The following is a 17,428-nucleotide window of genomic DNA, read 5'->3' as shown; positions in this document are numbered from 1 at the left end:
TTTTAAGAGAACATTTTTTTATAAAAGGCCAAACCTTCCTCGGCCAGTTCATCGGCACTATTAGCAAGCGGACGCCAGATGCAAGCGGCACGCGCAAGCTCCTTGGAAGGCTGACCGAAAGTTTCAATCACAACAGCGCCGTCATAGCCGATCTCGACCAATGCGTCCCGGATCCCCTCCCATTCCAAATGTCCGGTCCCAGGTGTCCCACGGTCACTTTCATTACCCTGGACATGGCATAGCAAGTCCTTCCCGATCTTCCTTACCGAAGCAGGAATGTCTTTTTCTTCAATGTTGGAATGGAATGTATCCAGAACGATTTTGAGGTTTGGGCTCGCCACTTCCTGCACAATGGAAAGTGCCTGATCAACCGTGTTTACCATGTCTGTCTCAAAGCGGTTAAGCGGCTCCAAACCAACGACAACGCCATGATCCGCAGCAATTTGTCCAATCTCAACGAGTGTTTCAATACACCAGGCACGCTCCTGTTTTTTCTGCTCATCCGAAACGATCCTCGTCTTCCCGACAGCGGAATAAACCGGCCCTCCGAAGATGGGGCTGCCTACATTTTGTGCAATTTTAATGCAGTCGATAATGTATTGTTTTCCCAGCTGCCGATGCAATGGCTCGGTGCTGGAAATGTCCCGCTCCGGCCCGAAAGCGCCGCTGATCGTAATTTTCAAATCCAGGTCTCGGGCGACGGTTTTTATCAATTCCCAATTGATAATGTCTGTTGCTTCCACGGCTATTTCAATAATGTCATAGCCCATGTTTTTAACCTTGGTAAGGAGGTCAATGTTCTGCGTGGAGAATGGGGAAACCCATATAAATGTGCTTGCTCCGAATAGCATTGGAGGAATGTTAGTAGTGAGTATTGAATGTGAGGCGTTACGCCTCGAAGCTCGGCACATTGACCCTTATGCCGCCATTCATGGCAGATTCATGGGCGCATATGCCTGCGCAGGTGTAATTCGCTGCTAATGCTGCATCAACCGCAGAATCGCGGCCTTCAACGATGGCGGCTACAAATTCCTGCACCAAATGCGGGTGCGATCCGCCGTGGCCTGCGCCCTGGAGGAAGGAAACGTGGTTTGGATCGTCTATTTTTTCGCGTTTTGTGAAATGTTTGATTGGTTCGATCAAAAGTTCGTCTGTATCGGGCACATCAATGCGTTTTGAATTTTCGCCGCCGTCGAAGATAATGTGGCTTTCATCTTGCAATTGCTCCCATTCAAAGGACATTTTGGTGCCGTAAACGTCATAACTCTCACGATACTGACGTACAACGTCAAACAATGAACGCGTTGCTTCTGCAACTACGTCCGAATTTTTTAGCGTAAATGTTGCTGTTTCCACTGCAAATGGCGACCCGTAACGACTTGCCAGATCTTCGCTTAACCGGCCTGATCCGTGACATACAACGGTTTCGGCAATGGTATTGTTGATTTTTAAGAGCGGAGAAATGGCGTGGGTGCCGTTCAGCATGGGTGGGTAACCCTTCCAATATTCGCCCCAGCCTTCCATGCTCATATCCTGAATGTGGGATCCGCGGACAAACTGAATACGACCTAGTTCGCCCGTTTCAGCCAGTTTCAAACCATATAAAAATTCACGCGTATAAAGCGCGGTTTCCATCATCATATACACCTTTCCGGAGCGGCGCTTGGCTTCGACAATCGCTGTGCAATCCTCCACGGTCATGGCCATAGGGATGGTGCACGCGGTGTGTTTTCCTGCATTTAGCGATGCCAATGTCATTTTCGCGTGCTCGGGAACAGGTGTTACAACGTGGATGGCATCTACATCTTCCCGTTTAGGAACATCTTCAAAATGTTCAAAAACCAGATTTGGGTCGAGATTGAATTTGGCAGTCAGTTCGTCACGGGTTTCTTTGCTGCGCGTACAAATTCCTACGGCTTTAATGTTCGGGTGATTTTGGTAAATGGGGATAAATTCTTTTCCAAAACCCATTCCAACGATAACGACTGTGATTTGCTTCTGACTCATTTTTGTTTTGTTTAGTTGTCTGTATTTTACTATGTCTCTTTGTTTTTGTCTCTTTGTTTTTGTCTCTATCTCTATCTCTCTATCTCTCTATCTCTCTATCTCTCTATCCCCAGGTTGAAACCTGGGGCTATAAATAAATTGTCCCGATGGGACTTTAATAAGTGCCTTTGGATTTGGGCCCTAGGAGTTAATAGCCGTCCCATCGGGACTATCTATATTGTTCCTCCGGGTTTCAACCCTGAAAAACCAGTTAGCAAGTCCCATCGGGACAATCCATATCATGGCCCCGGGTTTTAACCCGGGGAAAACTAGTTAGCAAGTCCCATCGGGACGATCCATATCAGGGCCCCGGGTTTCAACCCTGAAAAAACCAGTTAGCAAGTCCCATCGGGACGATCAATATCATGGCCCCGGGTTTCAACCCTGAAAAAACCAGTTAGCAAGTCCCATCGGGACGATCCATATCATGGCCCCGGGTTTTAACCCGGGAAAACCAGTTAGCAAGTCCCATCGGGACGATCCATATCATGGCGCCGGGTTTTAACCCGGGGAAAACTAGTTAGCAGCCCACTGAACAGCATTCCGCAAAATAGTCTGATAAGGTGCTATGGTGTGTGATGCCGCATCATGACCCAGGGCAATCCCTACAATCCTTCGTTTGGGATATTTCACAATGAATATGCTTGGAAAAACTTTCTCCGAACCGGCGGCTTTCGCAGTTGCCAGAACTTCAATCGGTGATCCTGATTCATCCGGAATCTGGTAATATAGCTCGTCGTCCAGATGAAATGTTTCGGGCACATTCTTCGTTACCGGGTGCTTTTTGGTTATTGTCACATCAAACGGGCCATATTTATCATGCCCTTTTGAGCCGCCGCCTACCAGCTTCTGATTGTATTCAGGCCAGTCTTTCCAGTTGTACCAAAGCGCAGGATGGGCAAGGACCAGGCCTTTACCTGCATCTACAAATGCAAATATTGCTTTCCTCGTCGCATCATCAGCGATGGGCTGGTTGTTGGCCAGAAGAAGCACGTCAATGTCTTTTAGTTTTGGTAAAATAGTGGTCGGGTCACTGGTATATTCGACCGTTGCCAAGCCATCTTTTTGCAGCGTTTCTACGTCTGTACCCTTATACCATTTATCAAAATCGTGAGAAGAGCCGCCGCCGACCATTAAAACGCGGATGGCTTTTTTAGCGGTTTTATCAATGCTATTGCCTGCATATGCCACTGAAAAAGCCACCAGCAGGATCCATGTCAATGCAGTTTTGAAAATTGAATTTGTCATTTGAAGAAAATTAAAAGTTTAGCTTCTGGGCTTAAAAGGCATTTTAAATTATTTAACTACCCGCAAAATCCCGTTCATTCCGCGCCAGTGGCCCGGGAATGTGCATACGTAAGTGTAGTCGCCGGGTTCATTAGGAACCGTAAATTCCAATGTGACCGTTTCGCCTGAGTTGACGAGTCGGGTTGCGTATAAAACTTCGGGAACTTTCGGAACATACTGCTTCTCAGCAGCTTTTGGGTCGCGCAGCATTTCGTCTGCTGCCTGACCGACTTGTTGCAATGTTCCAGGCTTGATAATGACCAGATTATGCTGCATTCCATCCGGGTTTTCCAGATTGATCACCACCTTTTGCCCTGCTTTCACCGTAAGCTGCTTTTTGTCAAACTGCATGATTTCCTTTTCAACTTTCAGCTCGATCACCGTCGCATTCGACGATTTTGTATTGCTGGCAGTTGTCGTTTTTTCGCGCTCCATGGCCGCTGCATTTTCTTCCGACGGACGATTCAGTTCCAGAGATGCCTTTTGGAAATTGCCTGCAAAGCCAAATTTACCTTCATACGAACCAATCTTGTCTTCACCTTCCATATCCTCGCCAGTGCGGACGGAGTTGCTGAGCGGCGTAGCAAAAAGCATATGCGCTTTTCCTTTTGCAGCTTCTTTTCCGTCGATAGCAATGGTAATGTCTCCCGTTTTGGTCAAACTGGCTACAACATCGAATTTTTCAGGGAGCGGCTCAGTGGTTGCTGCCTGACTCATCATACCATGCTGTTTGACCGCCATAATCAACTTGCCATCCTGAATGTACAATGCATAACCTCCATCTTTTCCACCATGTCCGGCGATAAAACCTTGCAATGCTTTGTCTTTTGCCTTGGTGACACTTGCTTTAATGGTGATTTCCTTTCCGGATACATCAGGCGGATATTGCAACGTATTGCGACGGCCCAACGGATATACTTCCTTTGCAAGCGCTTTTGTAACCTGCCCGGCAAACGCCGATTTCCCGGATTGCTTTTCCGAAGCAGCTAAAAATCCTTTTTCATGGCTAATAGCGGCGGCCAACAATGCTTTGGACAGCCATGGGTCTTTTGCGTTTTGTTCGTCCAATGCCGCCTGATAAACTGCTTCACCTACTTTCTCCGAAGCCGGCAATGTGATCAGAGCAACAAAAACACTTAAACGCGTATTCAGATTGGCATCTTTCATGCCTTTTTGAAGCATTCCAAAACTTTGTTCATTTTTTGGCAAAACACTTGCTGCTGCCTTGCGAACGCCCGCAGCCGGGTGTGTTAATGCTCTATTTACAACCTGCAATGGTTCCGCATTAGAACCGTCCAAGACACCGAGGCCATGTAATGTCCATAATGCATGGACGGCTGGGCTGTTTAGTCCAATCTCGTCTACTTTTGGGTTGTTGATGATTTTATACAAATCAGGAACAACAGACAGTTTTTTGGACTCTACCAATAGCCGCTGAGCCGTCATGCGCCAGAACATGTTATCATTTTCCAACGCGGCTACAAGGCCAGGCAGGTCGTCCTTTGACAACTTCATAGGAGGCGTTTTCTTGGCGTTTTTATAAACAACCCGGTAAATCCGACCGTGATTCAGGTCGCGCATGGGGCTGCTGAATGCGTTTCCGGGGCCTGGGGGCTGTTCTTTGGAGGGCATAATAAATTCTGCGGGTGACTGCGCAGGCACGAACACATTGTGCTGAATAATGAAGTTGTACCAGTCTGCAATCCAAACCGCTCCATCCGGACCTGTTTCCGCTTGCACCGGACCAAACCATTCGTCGGAACTAGCCATAAAATTCCAGCCGTCTTTTTCCTTAAAACCAGCTCCATCCGGTTCCAGAATGGCTTTATGCACGAGACGAATTGTGGGTTCAGAAACAAATGCAATGCGGTTCCAGTATTCTTTTGGGAAATTTCTGGCTGTATAGAAGCGGTGACCGGCAGCGGAAGTAAACCCGCCCACCACATCCACCTGCCGCAAATTCGGCGTTAGCGAATGCGCATCATAATGTCCGTCGATTTTTTGGACGGATAAAAGAGCAGGCTGATCGTCGCCAATGGTGCGCTGCATATACTGGCCAGGAATGGAATAATAAGCGCTATGCGTGTTGTTGGCGGTCGAAAGAAATACATTGTTATCCTCCGTCATGCCGAGGCCCCAGGTGTTGTTGCTGCTGCTCCCAAGGTAGGCAAACTCCTTTCCATCCGGTTTAAAATGGTAAACACCTTGTGAAAAATTCATTTTCTTGCCATCGATGGTGCCTTTGAAGCCCGAATAACCCAGCACGCCCCAGATCTTATTGTCAAATCCGTATTGCAAATTGGACGGTCCTGCGTGCGTATCATTCTTGCCCCAGCCTGTCATGATTACGTCCCGCACGTCAGCAACGTCATCGCCATTGGTGTCTTTCATGAAAACAAAATCCGGCGCCATGGAAACGATGATCCCGCCATTGGAGAAAACCATGCTGGTCGGAATGTTCAGCTTATCTGCGAAAACGGTGAATTTATCGGCTTTGCCATCGCCGTTGGTGTCTTCACAGATCTTAATGCGGTCATTGGCCGCACCGTCTGTTTCTTTGAATGTGTTGGGATAATCCACAGATTCTACGACCCATAGCCTGCCTCGCTCATCCCAGGCCATGGCAATGGGGTTGGTAATATCGGGTTCGGCCGCAAAAAGTTGTATTTCAAAATCAGCCGGGATCTGAGTCAATTTATTCGATTCCAATGGCGAAAGTGATTCCTGCATTTTCGGAACGACATGCCTCTTGGTATAATGAGAAATGGTATCTGACTGGTAAATGTCTACATCCGGCAATTTCAAGGCTGCAATTTCTGCCTTCACTTTATCGCCTACTGCCCACATGACGCCATTTCTTACTAGATCCAAAAATCCTCTGTTCGTCCAGGTGCTGTCTTCATGACCATAAGCCGTGTAAAAAACGCGGCCTTTCCCTTCGTTGCGCACCCATGTATAGGGCTCATGCACATTACCTTCGACGCGCTCTCCGAGCACAGTCTTATCAGGATTCAGGTTTTTGTGAACATAGGTTTCGTCCCAGGTCTCAAAATCCGTAATGCCCTGCATGACCGGATGATCGGGTTTTAAAATCGTATTTTTAAAACTGCCTACCTTATGAGAAGCAAACTGCCCGCCGATTGTTTTGATATACCAGCTCGAGTTCTTGAAACAGCCCGAAGCCGAATGCAGCGGGATGAGACCCTTGCCGCCTTCGACAAAAGCCTTCATTGCGCTTTCCTGTGACGGCGACAGTGAATCGTGATTGGCGTAAATGATCAGCCCGTCGTATTTTTTCAGGTTGTCGGCGTTGATGTCGTTCAGATCCGCTGTGTAAGTCATGTTGATCCCGCTTTTGAACAATTTCACGGAGAGCCAGGGCGCATATTTTCCCGAATCGTGGTGCTTGCTATTATGACCCAGAAACAGCACTTCTGCCCTGCGGCCTTGCGAAACACTCGTTTTTGTACCGGAAGAACCCTTTTTGCTCTTGGCGCACCCTAACACAAATAACCCGATCAGCAATACTAAACTGTACTTCCTCATTAATACGCTATTTAAATTCACTTGGAGTCTGTTATTTAAATTCCACCTTTTGAACCGGTGAAAAAATCATGTCTTCTACATCCTTGATCTTCACACCGACTCTTGCAAAAACATATTTCTGGGTCGGCACAAGTGCAGGAATTTCGGTCGCTATGGTGATTGCATTCAAATTTTTGACGTCTGCCCCTGCTATATCCGTTACGCCCACATTGGTTGACCGCGACACGAATTCTGTTTTATTAATAAAAAGAGAAACCTGTTCAATGGCCTTGGCGTCGGCACCGTTAATGATCTTTTCCAGCTTCAATGTGGCTGTGACCTTGTTTTCAGCCCCTGCAAACTGAGGCGTGCGGATCATATAGTAGGGCATCACTTCCAGGTCCAGCTGCTGATTACCTTCCAGTGTTACAAACAATGTGTCTTTCGCGGCAGCATCTTTTTCCAGCGTCTTGAAAGGCCCTCTTCCCTTTGGTACAACCAATTTATATTTACCATTAAAAAGCAAAGCGGAGAATGAACCGTTCTGATCGACCTGCGTATCGATCGCCGCAAGCTTGCCGAAGCCCGGCTGCCAGAGTTGCAGCCTTACCTGGTTGTATTCCACGGCGATAGGCTCTCCATTATAGACGATCCGGCCGGATAAAGTGGATTTCGGCTCGGTAAAATTGTCCTTTGCGCATGCTGAAATAAGGAAAAGCAATGCCAGGAATGGTATAAATTGAGATCTGATTTTCATAATAGCTGATCTTTTTGAATGTGATGGCCTAGTGATTTGGGTTCCGTATGATCTTCGGATTGTTGTTGACGACCTCGTCTGTGATCAGCGAATAGTAATTCCCTAACTGGAAGCGGTCAGCACCGGTTACACGGCTCAATTTCACAGGTTTATAAATCCATTTACCATTATTAGGCGATCCTGGCTCATACACTTTGTAAGGCCATAATGCCCAGGGCTGCGTGTTTCTTTTGGTCGCTTTTCCCAGGTCTTTGGAAAGGTCTGCCGCGCTGATCGCGTTGCCGTCCATAACAATGTGGGCAATTCTCCAGCGCTGGATATCGAAATGATAATGTCCTTCAAAAGCCAGCTCCACGCGGCGTTCATGCGCGATGCGGTCGAATGTAATGTCTCCGGCCACGAGTGGTTTTACCAATCCGGCACGGGCACGCACCTGGTTCATATATCCGGCTGCTACGGCGGGTTGTTTTAGTTCAAATGCGGCCTCAGCAGCGTTCAAAAGCACTTCGGCATATCTGTAACGGATAAACCAAACTTCACTGTTAACCCCGCGCTGCCCTGATCCTACAACCGGATCCAGATATTTACGCAGATAAAATCCTGTTTGCGCAGTGAATTCAAAACCATCGATCGGGCCATCGAATCCTACAACTTGTTCAGGGACCGATTTGCCTGGCAATGTCTTTTGGGCTCCGCGGTCGTCGCCGCTTACGATGGAGCCGTTTCCTAGCTGGAAGCCAGCCCAAATGTCTACGGTGCGGCCTTTGAATGTGGTTCCGGGCAGCATAACCGTTCCGGCAAGCCTTGCGTCACGACCCTCGAATATGTCGGTTTGATTGGCATAATAAATAGGAGCGCCGGCTGCATTGGTGGTTGGAATGCGGGCAAATGTGTTGTCCAGCTTTTCAAATGACTCCACAAAATTCAATGATGGATTAATTCTTCCACCCTCCTCTTCCTCAGCACCATAGCGAGGCTGGTTAGAGCCGGTGAAATAATGCACTTTACCACTTTGCAGTTTGTAATCGTCTACAAAAATGGCTTCCGGATTGTTTGTTTTATCATAAAATATACTTGAAAAGTTTTCCGAGAGATCGGGCTTTTTGTTATAAAGCGCATACGCACCCACGCTTCCGCTGATAATCTCCTTCGCTGCGGCCAACGCTTTGGTATAATAACCTACGGCCAGATTTGCAGGAATTCCCACTTCGCCGCCAGGCAAAGAAACCGAAGGCGTATTCACACCATACCTCGCCAGCGAACCGGCATACAATGCTGCACGGGCCTGCATGGCCAATGCAGCTGCCTGCGTGGCCCTTGATTTTTCCCCGGCATTGGCAGGAAGCTTGGCTTTGATCTCATCAGCCTCTTTAATTACAAAATCATAAATTTCCGACTCCTTGGCCCTCGCATGTTGCAGGTAAGTAGGATCTCCGCTGAAATCATAAGTCATGGGTTCCATGATCAATGGAACGCCGCCCATGCGTTTCACCAGCTCGAAATAATAGGAAGCACGCAGAAATCGTGCTTCTGCCAGAAAGCGGTCTTTGGCTGCGGGAGAAAGTTTCTCTGCTGCTTCGCATTTTTGGATGAATGAATTCATCTCCCGGATGTAACCGTAATCCCAGATCGACCACGTGTTCAAATCCCAGCCGCTGTTTTGGAATTCCTTGTAACGACCTGATTCCGACCAGAATGCTTCATTGAAATCTGCTAAGCGAGTCCATCCGGTAAGGGCATCCAGGCCAGGCCGCTCAAAATCGCGGAAGTTGCCCAGATCGACATAACGGTTGTACAAGTTTCCAAGTAAGGAAAGCACCTGGCCTTCATCGCCCCAGACCTGTTCTTCTGTAAGAATGTTTGTTGGCGGCCGGTTCAGGAATTCATCATCATTACAGCCCCAGCTCAGCAATAGCAATACAAATACTGGTATATAAAATATCTTTTTCATCGCGAAATACGGTTTTATTAGATTGAAAGATTGATCCCTACGTTGACAAACTTGTTCTGCGGATATTGCAGACCGTTTTCTTCCGAGATTTCGGGATCAATGCCAAATTCTTTCAGATTGTCGATGGAGAACAAATTGTAACCATTGATGTAAATCCTGGCGCGTTGCAGTTTCACTTTTTCGAGCAATGTTTTTGGCAGAGAATAACCCAGCTCGATGGTCCTGGCGCGAATATATTTCACATTATGGATCCAGAAAGTGGAGTTTCGCTTGTAGTTGCTATGTCCGCCATCGTTGTAGCGCAATGCCGGATATTTGCCCGGGATCCACTCGCTGTTCAGGTCGAAGGGATCTGCGCGATGCCATCTGTCGAGGAATATTTTGTTCAAAGCGCCGTCGTTCTGATAAGCCCAGCGCTGCTCCCAGTTTTGGTTCCAGGAATACATGGCGCCGCCTGAGAAATCTGCGTTAAATGAAACGCCTTTCCAGGTAACCGCGAAGTTCAAACCGAAGTTAATGTTAGGCTGACCGTTTGTTGTATAACCAATTGGTCTTTCGTCCAGGTTATTGATCACATTATCACCATTGATATCCTTGTAAATCAGGTCGCCCGGCAATAATGTGCGGTTGCCTTGTTCATCAATGTTAACCGGATATTCATTGATCTGCTGCTGCGACTGAAACTGTCCGATTGTCTCATAACCCCAGTAAATATTCCTGTAACGGCCTTCCTCAGAATTCCTGTACTGGTCCCAGGAATTATTGAAAACGGGCTTATAGGAAGAGACGAATTTGGTGCGTGAGAAGGACACATTACCACCAACAGAATAGCCAATGTCGCCGGCTTTTCCATTATAAGCCAGGGCAAGTTCCCATCCGGCTTGTGAATCGCTGTTAACATTCTCATCCGGCAGGCTGTAACCCAGTTCACTTGGAACGAGCAAGTCGTACTTGCGTCCCAGAAGTCCTGTTCTTAACCGGTAGAAATAGTCAACCGAACCTGTCAGCTTGGTCCCCAGCAAAGAAAAGTCTGCACCTACGTCCGTGATTTTACTTTTGAACCAAGATATATTATTGATGATCTGCCCTTTATCACGTGACGTTACTACTGCCGTTCCACTTAAAATCGCGTTACCCTGGTTGTAATTATAGCCAGGTAAGTATGCATAAGGATCCAAAGGACGGTTGACATCATTGTTGAAAAGAATGTTATCATCTCCCAAAATCCCATAGGAAGCCCGCAGTTTAAGATCGTCCAGAATGCTTCTCGTGCCAATAATATTTTTGAAAAACTGCTCTTCTGTAATCCTCCATCCCGCAGAAGCTGATGGGAAATAACCCACCCGGCGATCCGGAGCGAACTTCCAGGAAGCATCGCGGCGAGCCGAAACTTCTACATAATATTTGCCTGCATAGTCGTAATTAATCCTACCGATATACCCTATACGCGCAAGCTGATTATCCTTGTCGTCGTAAGTGTCCATCGTTGCAAAATAGACCAGGGGAAGCACATTGGTTTTGGGAACCGAGTGTACCCATTGTTCCTGATCACGCTCTTCCTGGCGTTCTGCAACAAAGGTGGCGCCGATTGTATTTTTGCCAAATGTGTTGTTGTAGTTCAGCTGCCCCTGATACACATTGCGCATGATCTTTTGCGTACGTCTTTCACGCCAGGGGTTTGTGCTTCCGCCGGTTACTTTGTAAGTGTCGTCCGTCGGGTTGTAGGTGTAGGCTTCATAAGTGTATTCGTGGCCATTCAAAACCCGGTCTCCAATGTAATAGGAATACATTCCCTTGGCAACCAAGCCTTTGATGCCCGGAATTTTGTATTCTGCTGTCATATTGGTCTGCAATACGCGCCAAATGTCCGTTTGGTAACCACCCAGTCGCTTGTTATTATAGGCCCAGTTGGTTTCATTGTGCTTAATATCATTGAGATACAATGGGTTATCATTGGCATAAGGGCGTTCAAACGGACGGTTCCGCAGGATTGCAAAACGGGGCAGCCAGTAATCATCACCGCCCGGGATACCCGGCTGATCGCGGGTTTCGATCCGGCCGTTGATCTGAATGCCCACTTTCAAATTGTCCGTGATCTTGGCGTCAACATTGCTTTGCAGGTTATTCCTTGTAAATGTAAACTCACGTCCGAGGACCGAATTCTGGCTTAACCGCGTTGCCGAAATGTAGTAGGAGATTTTATCTGATCCTCCCGTCATGTTCAGGTTAACCGAGGTTAGCGGCGAATTTTTCTTTACAATGAAATCCTTCCAGTTGAAGCTCTTATAGCCCATCTCGGTGCCGGCTTTATACTTGTCGAGTTCCGCCTGGGTGATGGACGTTTTACCATATTGGTTCATTTCCGCTTCCGCTTTTCCGTGCATCCATTGATACGAGTCATTGACTACATTCGGAAATCTCGACCAGTTTTGCCAGCCGGTGTAAGCGTCCAGGTTGATTGTATTCTTTGTTCCGTTTTTTCCTCTTTTGGTTGTAACCACCACAACACCATTCGCCGCCCGAACCCCATAAATAGCGGCAGAAGCGTCTTTTAGCACGGTAATGCTTTCTACATCGTTCGGGGAAATGTTGTTGAACTGCTTGTCGTCCTGCTGAATCCCGTCGATGACAAAAAGTGGATTTCCCATATTCCTGATCTGCACCGTTGCAGCTGCTCCCGGGCGTCCGTCCGGCATCCTGAATGTTACGCCTGGTATTTTTCCGGCCAGTCCGGAACTCACCGTTGAGCCGCCATGCACGCGGTCAAGATCTTTGCTGGTTACTGTTGCGATGGCGCCGGTAAGCGACTCTTTCTTTTGCGTTCCGTAACCAACAACCACCACTTCTTCCAGCGATTTGTCATCCACTTTAAGCGCAACGTCAAATGTGCTCTGAGCACCAGTGACCAGCACTTCCTGCGATATAAAACCCACAAATGAGAAAATCAATGTTGTTTCTCCATCGGGAACGGTGATTGAGTATTTTCCTTTTTCGTCGGTCAATGTTCCGGTTTGCGTGCCTTTGAGCACCACACTCACGCCAGGCAAGCCGGCTCCCCCGTCTTCCTTAACCGTTCCTGTTATCGTTTTCTCAATAGCAGCTTCGGCTGGTTGCACAGCGGCTGGCTCAATCCCAACTTCACCCGCTTTTTCAGGCTGATTATCAGGTCTGATAACGATCAGGTTATTCTTTGCTTTATAGTTCAGTTCCATTGGTTTCAAAAGCGCATCCAAAACGTCCGCTAGTGCGCCGTTTTGAGCCTTTATGGAAGCTTTTCTTTCTGACTGGATCAGTTTGGAACTGAACACGAACTTTACATTCGTTTGCTTCTCCAGTTGTCCAAGGATCTTTTTGATGTCCTCATTCTGGATGTCAACCGTAACCTTCTGGCTCAATGCAGATTGAGCTCTTCCATCATGTGCCCATGAAATGCCTACGAATAGACCCGCCAGGATACATTGAATGACTGTTATTCGCATGAGTGTGATGAGAAAGTCTTCAAGTCGTCGAACTTTTTTCATATTTTTGAATGAATTTGTTGGTTAAGGAGATTTATTCAACGAAATCTTCCCTTGCATCCCCTGCAAAAGCGGATGTAAAGTAATGTCAGTTACTTCGGGGAATCTTGAGATCAGTCATGCTGGAACATGGCTGGTCTTTTTTTTTGTGTCAAAGCGGATAGGTTATGTCATAAGCAGCAGCATTTTGGTTGAGATGTTTTCATGTATATATCCGGCAATTGTTCAATAATTATTTTCTTAATAGTAATCTGATCCTTTACTTGCAGCCATTGCCAACAATGGAAACCAGGTTATCCTTTATCTCATACTGAGCGTCCAGCGCATTGCAAATGGCGTCCAGTTTTTCCCTGAAAGGCTGCCCGATGAGCGTTGCATTTAATGTACAATCGCCCATTTTAACCTTATCATAGCTGATTTGCACATTATATACAGTCTCCAGCGTTTCAAACACTTTATGAACAGGCGTCTCATCGAAGACAAAACCTTGTTTCGAAATATCCATATAAGGGACCGATCCCTTTTCCTGACCATCCAGCTTGACGATCCTGCCGCTTTCTTTTGAAAATGCAATTCTCTGATCCTGGCCGAGCGTGATTCCGGTCAGCTCAGGTTTATCTGATTCTTCGTCGATTTCCTTTTTATCCAAATTATTGATTGAAAAAACTGACACCGTCCCTGTTTTCACTTCTACCCTGATTTCCTTGTTTGCCTCCGAAGCATCAATCATGAAACTGGTCCCCAATACTTTGGTAGCCAGGCCATAGCTGTAAACCAGGAAAGGTTTTTCCTTGTTTTTGACAATTTCAAAAAAAGCTTTTCCCGTTAAAGTCACTTCCCGACGTTTCGCATTAACAGCTTCAGTATAGCTCAAATGTCCGCCTGGCTGCAAAACCACCGAACTGCCATCGGCTAGCAGGATCGTCAGCGGCTTTTGCGTATTATTATACTTTTGCACGACTTTATCAGCAGCAACTTGCTCAGTACTCAAATATCCACTCACCCGCCCGTTGCCCTGCCTGTAATAAAACCAGTAACTCACCGAACCGATGCTCAGTATCAATGCTGCAGATGCAGCGACCCTTATCCAGCGCCATCCCGATAGGATCCGTTTAGGCTCGGCAGCCTCTTCTACCTTTGAGGGTCCGGTTTCCTGATTATGCATCTGACTTTCCACTGCGCTCCACATTCTTACGCTTTGCTTTTCAGTAGGCTGGTCTCTGCCCGTATCTTTGGCGAGCAGGATTACATATTCGCGGGCGGCTTCTATTGTGCGTTGCTTTTCCGGGTGATTTTCCAGGAAAAGCCGCCATTTTTCATTGCTATGTGCGTCCGGGCGCATCACCCACGCGATAAATTCATCGCTTCGGATCAGTTCCGTTAAGGAGTAAGGGTCATGCGTCATATCGGCGGAAATTCGTCTTTCATAAGGAAAGAGCAGGGAATTCACGAAATGACCCCTCGAAAATCAAACTTTTTTGAAGAAAAATTCTAAAAAAGACCTAACAGGCAGAAGATCAGGCTGGATATCAGCAAAATCTCCCGGTTATGGCGGAGGGAAGTGAGGGCTTTGTAAATGAAATTGCGGACCGACTTTTCACTGACGCCCATAATCCCGGCTATTTCTTCAATGCTGAAATCATCAAAATAACGCAATGTCAACGCTTCAACTTGTCGCTCGGGAAGCCTGGACATCAGATTTTGCACTTGTTTTGCGCGTAATGAGGCAGACTCAATGTCGATCAGCAATGTTTCGGAGTTTCCGCCATTCGCTGGCGTTTCTGTGTCATTCAGCAATGTAATTTCCTCTGTAACCGGAAACTTGTCCTTAGCCAGGTGAATGCGCCTTCTAAGAGCCCGGTAAAGGTAAAATTTAACGGATGTTACATTATCGGTGAGGTTACTACGCAGTCGCCATATGTCGATAAAAACATCCTGAACTGCATCTTCGACAATGGCTGAGTTTTGTGAGAGCTTGCTTCCGTAATTATAAAGCGTGCGGTGGTATTTCTCAAAAATGATTGTAAACGCCTGCTCGTCTCCTTCGCGAATCCGTTGCCACAATTGCTGGTCCGTTTTTTCCCCTATTAAGGTATCAAAATTGATCACCGCCAAGTCCGTTTTTACTAACAAGGCATAAAGCTAAATAATTATCTCTAAAATACTATTTGAAAGATTTTTGGGGCTTGGTTGTTTACAACCGGGGAGAATAAAAAAGCGCAGGAGCTGATTGGCCTGCGCTTGGTTTCTTATTATTTACACCTAAAACGTTACATACTGTCTTTCACTTCCTCAATAAAGTCAAGTGGCATATCCACCAATTCAGCTATCTCCTGGAGCGTGAAGCAATTCTTCATCATCAAGCGCTTTGCAACTTCGCTAGCCTTTTCCTCCTTCGCTTCTTCCCTTGTAATGTAAATTACTGCTTCATCAATGCCCATAGTCGTGTGATTTTTAAGTGTTAAACAATTAATTTCTTCATTAAAGGATTGCTCTAAATCGAGATCTTTAAATACCACATAAAATTTCAAAAAATCCATCAGTTTTCCAATTTTCCATTTGGGAATGTCCTGAGAGATCAATCTCTTGGCCAGCTGAATCTTCAAATCAAACAGATCTTTTTGACCGAGGCTTTTAGCTTTAAGCGCAATTTTAACTGTCATAATAACATGCGCAAAAATATTATCGCTTTCAGCCAACTTCCGATCACACTGATCCAGCACTTTAAGCGTGTTAAACTCAAACCGAAGTGATGTTCCAAGAAATGATTGTTCAAAGCAGCTTGGATAATAATGCTTATTGTCATCCGTCAGGATTGCCAGTGCCGTTGTGCGCTTGCGGTATCTGTCCCAGATCCGGTAGGAGTATGTGAACATTCGATCTGCAAAGTGTGGGTCGGTGTAACCTTGCACTTCAATGTGAACCAATATCCATTCGTCCCGGCCCTCTTTGGTGAAGACTTTAACAAGCTTATCAACAAATTTGCTGGAATAATGATCATTATCGGGCGGGAAAAGCTGTTCGAGCTCTTTGTCCAGATATTCAAAATCTTTGGAGAAATCAAATACGTCGTCAGCTTCGGGGAAGAAGAACCGTAAGAAATCTTCGAATGTGTCTTCCAGAATGGATTTCCAGAGAATGTCGTTTCTTTTCACAGAAATAGGGATGATTAGGACATTGATACGTCCCGTCATCCCTATGGTCACTCAAATCGTATTTTTTATTTTAGATGTCCCCTAATTCATACACAAGTTTTTCTACTGCATCATATGAAGTTGCCGGGAAGTTGGCGATGCGGAGCTGGGAACCTTTGAATTCTCCATAACCACTTCCGATCACCATTCCTTTTTCTTTTATCTTCTTGATAATGTCTGCGGAGGGAGTTTCTACGTTGGCTACAACCACCGTTTGGGAGCGGTTTTGCACTTCTTTTACGAAGGAAGAAAAGCCATTGGTCTTCTCAATGAAATCATAAATGAGTGCCGCCTTTTGCTCTGTTGCTTTCCTGAGTTCACCAACGCCGATCTTATTAAAGTCCTCTGCGATCTTACCCAACAAATAAATTCCCATCACATTAGGTGTAGCAGGCGTTTCATTGTTCAGGGCGTTTTTCCAAAGCGTCGGCAGATCGTTATGAGCACCTATTGAATATTGATTTCTGATTTGCCTTGCCTTTTCCAAACACTTCTCACTCACAATCCACACCCCCAGACCAGCCGGAAGCCCGAATGCTTTTTGGACAGAAAAAAATGCTGTATCGATCAAGTTATAGTCGAGATCAGGATATGGAGCGGAAGACACGATATCTACTGCGATAAACTTGTCGGGGTTCTTTTGTTTAAGCTTATGGATTTCGCTTACAGGCATCTGCACGCCCGAGCTTGTTTCGTTATGCGTTACACAGATCAATTCCGCATATTCAGGGACTTCGATTTCATCAGCTGTGAAACCTTCGCCCATCGGCTTTTCAAATTTGTGCGCATACTTATTCAATGCACTCGAATATTCACAAAACTTCTTCGAGAAGGATCCGTTAACCAGGTGAAAACTTTCCAGCTCCACACAGCTGAACAAGATCCGCTCCCACGCTTCCGATGCTGAGCCCAGGAACATAATAGCGTGTGTATCAGGCACGTTCAGGAGAATACGTAGCTGGTCTACGGTAAATTTATGCAAGTCACGATATTGCTGACTGCGGTGCGAAATAGATCCCAGCTGACCGCTGACAAAACTTTGTAAATGCTGCTCAAATGTAGGATACAATTGAGCCGGGCCTGGGGTAAAATAGGTTAAAGACATCGATTAATGACTGAGTTTTGATGGAAGGAAGGATGAATGAGTTAG

Annotated in this window: 11 protein-coding genes; all 11 read right to left on the bottom strand. The window is 46.4% G+C overall.

Annotated elements, in window-relative coordinates:
- Nucleotides 1-2: 2 nt before the first annotated feature.
- Nucleotides 3-851 (bottom strand): sugar phosphate isomerase/epimerase, encoded by an 849-nt coding sequence (locus LZG74_RS04685; RefSeq protein WP_233795437.1) that lies wholly within the window; start codon nucleotides 849-851, stop codon nucleotides 3-5.
- 37 nt (nucleotides 852-888) lie between these two features.
- Nucleotides 889-2,007 (bottom strand): Gfo/Idh/MocA family protein, encoded by a 1,119-nt coding sequence (locus LZG74_RS04680; protein WP_233795436.1) that lies wholly within the window; start codon nucleotides 2,005-2,007, stop codon nucleotides 889-891.
- A gap of 555 nt (nucleotides 2,008-2,562) precedes the next feature.
- Complete coding sequence (locus tag LZG74_RS04675) at nucleotides 2,563-3,294, bottom strand: ThuA domain-containing protein (protein WP_233795435.1); 732 nt, start codon at nucleotides 3,292-3,294, stop codon at nucleotides 2,563-2,565.
- Nucleotides 3,295-3,342: 48 nt separating this feature from the next.
- A complete protein-coding gene (locus LZG74_RS04670; RefSeq protein ID WP_233795434.1) occupies nucleotides 3,343-6,879 on the bottom strand; it encodes a PVC-type heme-binding CxxCH protein in 3,537 nt (1,178 codons plus the stop codon).
- Nucleotides 6,880-6,910: 31 nt separating this feature from the next.
- Nucleotides 6,911-7,615, bottom strand: a complete 705-nt coding sequence (locus tag LZG74_RS04665; RefSeq protein ID WP_233795433.1) for a DUF3823 domain-containing protein — start codon at nucleotides 7,613-7,615, stop codon at nucleotides 6,911-6,913.
- Nucleotides 7,616-7,643: 28 nt separating this feature from the next.
- Nucleotides 7,644-9,566, bottom strand: a complete 1,923-nt coding sequence (locus LZG74_RS04660; protein WP_233795432.1) for a RagB/SusD family nutrient uptake outer membrane protein — start codon at nucleotides 9,564-9,566, stop codon at nucleotides 7,644-7,646.
- Nucleotides 9,567-9,583: 17 nt separating this feature from the next.
- Nucleotides 9,584-13,087, bottom strand: coding sequence for a TonB-dependent receptor (locus LZG74_RS04655; protein ID WP_233795431.1), 3,504 nt, complete (start codon nucleotides 13,085-13,087; stop codon nucleotides 9,584-9,586).
- A 256-nt stretch (nucleotides 13,088-13,343) separates the two neighbouring features.
- Complete coding sequence (locus tag LZG74_RS04650) at nucleotides 13,344-14,534, bottom strand: FecR family protein (protein ID WP_233795430.1); 1,191 nt, start codon at nucleotides 14,532-14,534, stop codon at nucleotides 13,344-13,346.
- A gap of 41 nt (nucleotides 14,535-14,575) precedes the next feature.
- Nucleotides 14,576-15,193, bottom strand: a complete 618-nt coding sequence (locus LZG74_RS04645) for an RNA polymerase sigma factor (protein WP_233795429.1) — start codon at nucleotides 15,191-15,193, stop codon at nucleotides 14,576-14,578.
- 161 nt (nucleotides 15,194-15,354) lie between these two features.
- On the bottom strand, nucleotides 15,355-16,290 hold the full coding sequence (locus LZG74_RS04640) for an Rpn family recombination-promoting nuclease/putative transposase (RefSeq protein ID WP_233795428.1): 936 nt from the start codon (nucleotides 16,288-16,290) through the stop codon (nucleotides 15,355-15,357).
- Nucleotides 16,291-16,309: 19 nt separating this feature from the next.
- Complete coding sequence (locus tag LZG74_RS04635; protein ID WP_233795427.1) at nucleotides 16,310-17,383, bottom strand: aminotransferase class V-fold PLP-dependent enzyme; 1,074 nt, start codon at nucleotides 17,381-17,383, stop codon at nucleotides 16,310-16,312.
- Nucleotides 17,384-17,428: the final 45 nt, after the last annotated feature.

This window comes from Dyadobacter sp. CY327, from assembly GCF_021390415.1.
Taxonomy (GTDB): Bacteria; Bacteroidota; Bacteroidia; order Cytophagales; family Spirosomataceae; genus Dyadobacter; species Dyadobacter chenhuakuii.
Note: the sequence above shows the minus strand (reverse complement) of the source record. Positions and strands in the feature narration are given on the sequence as shown.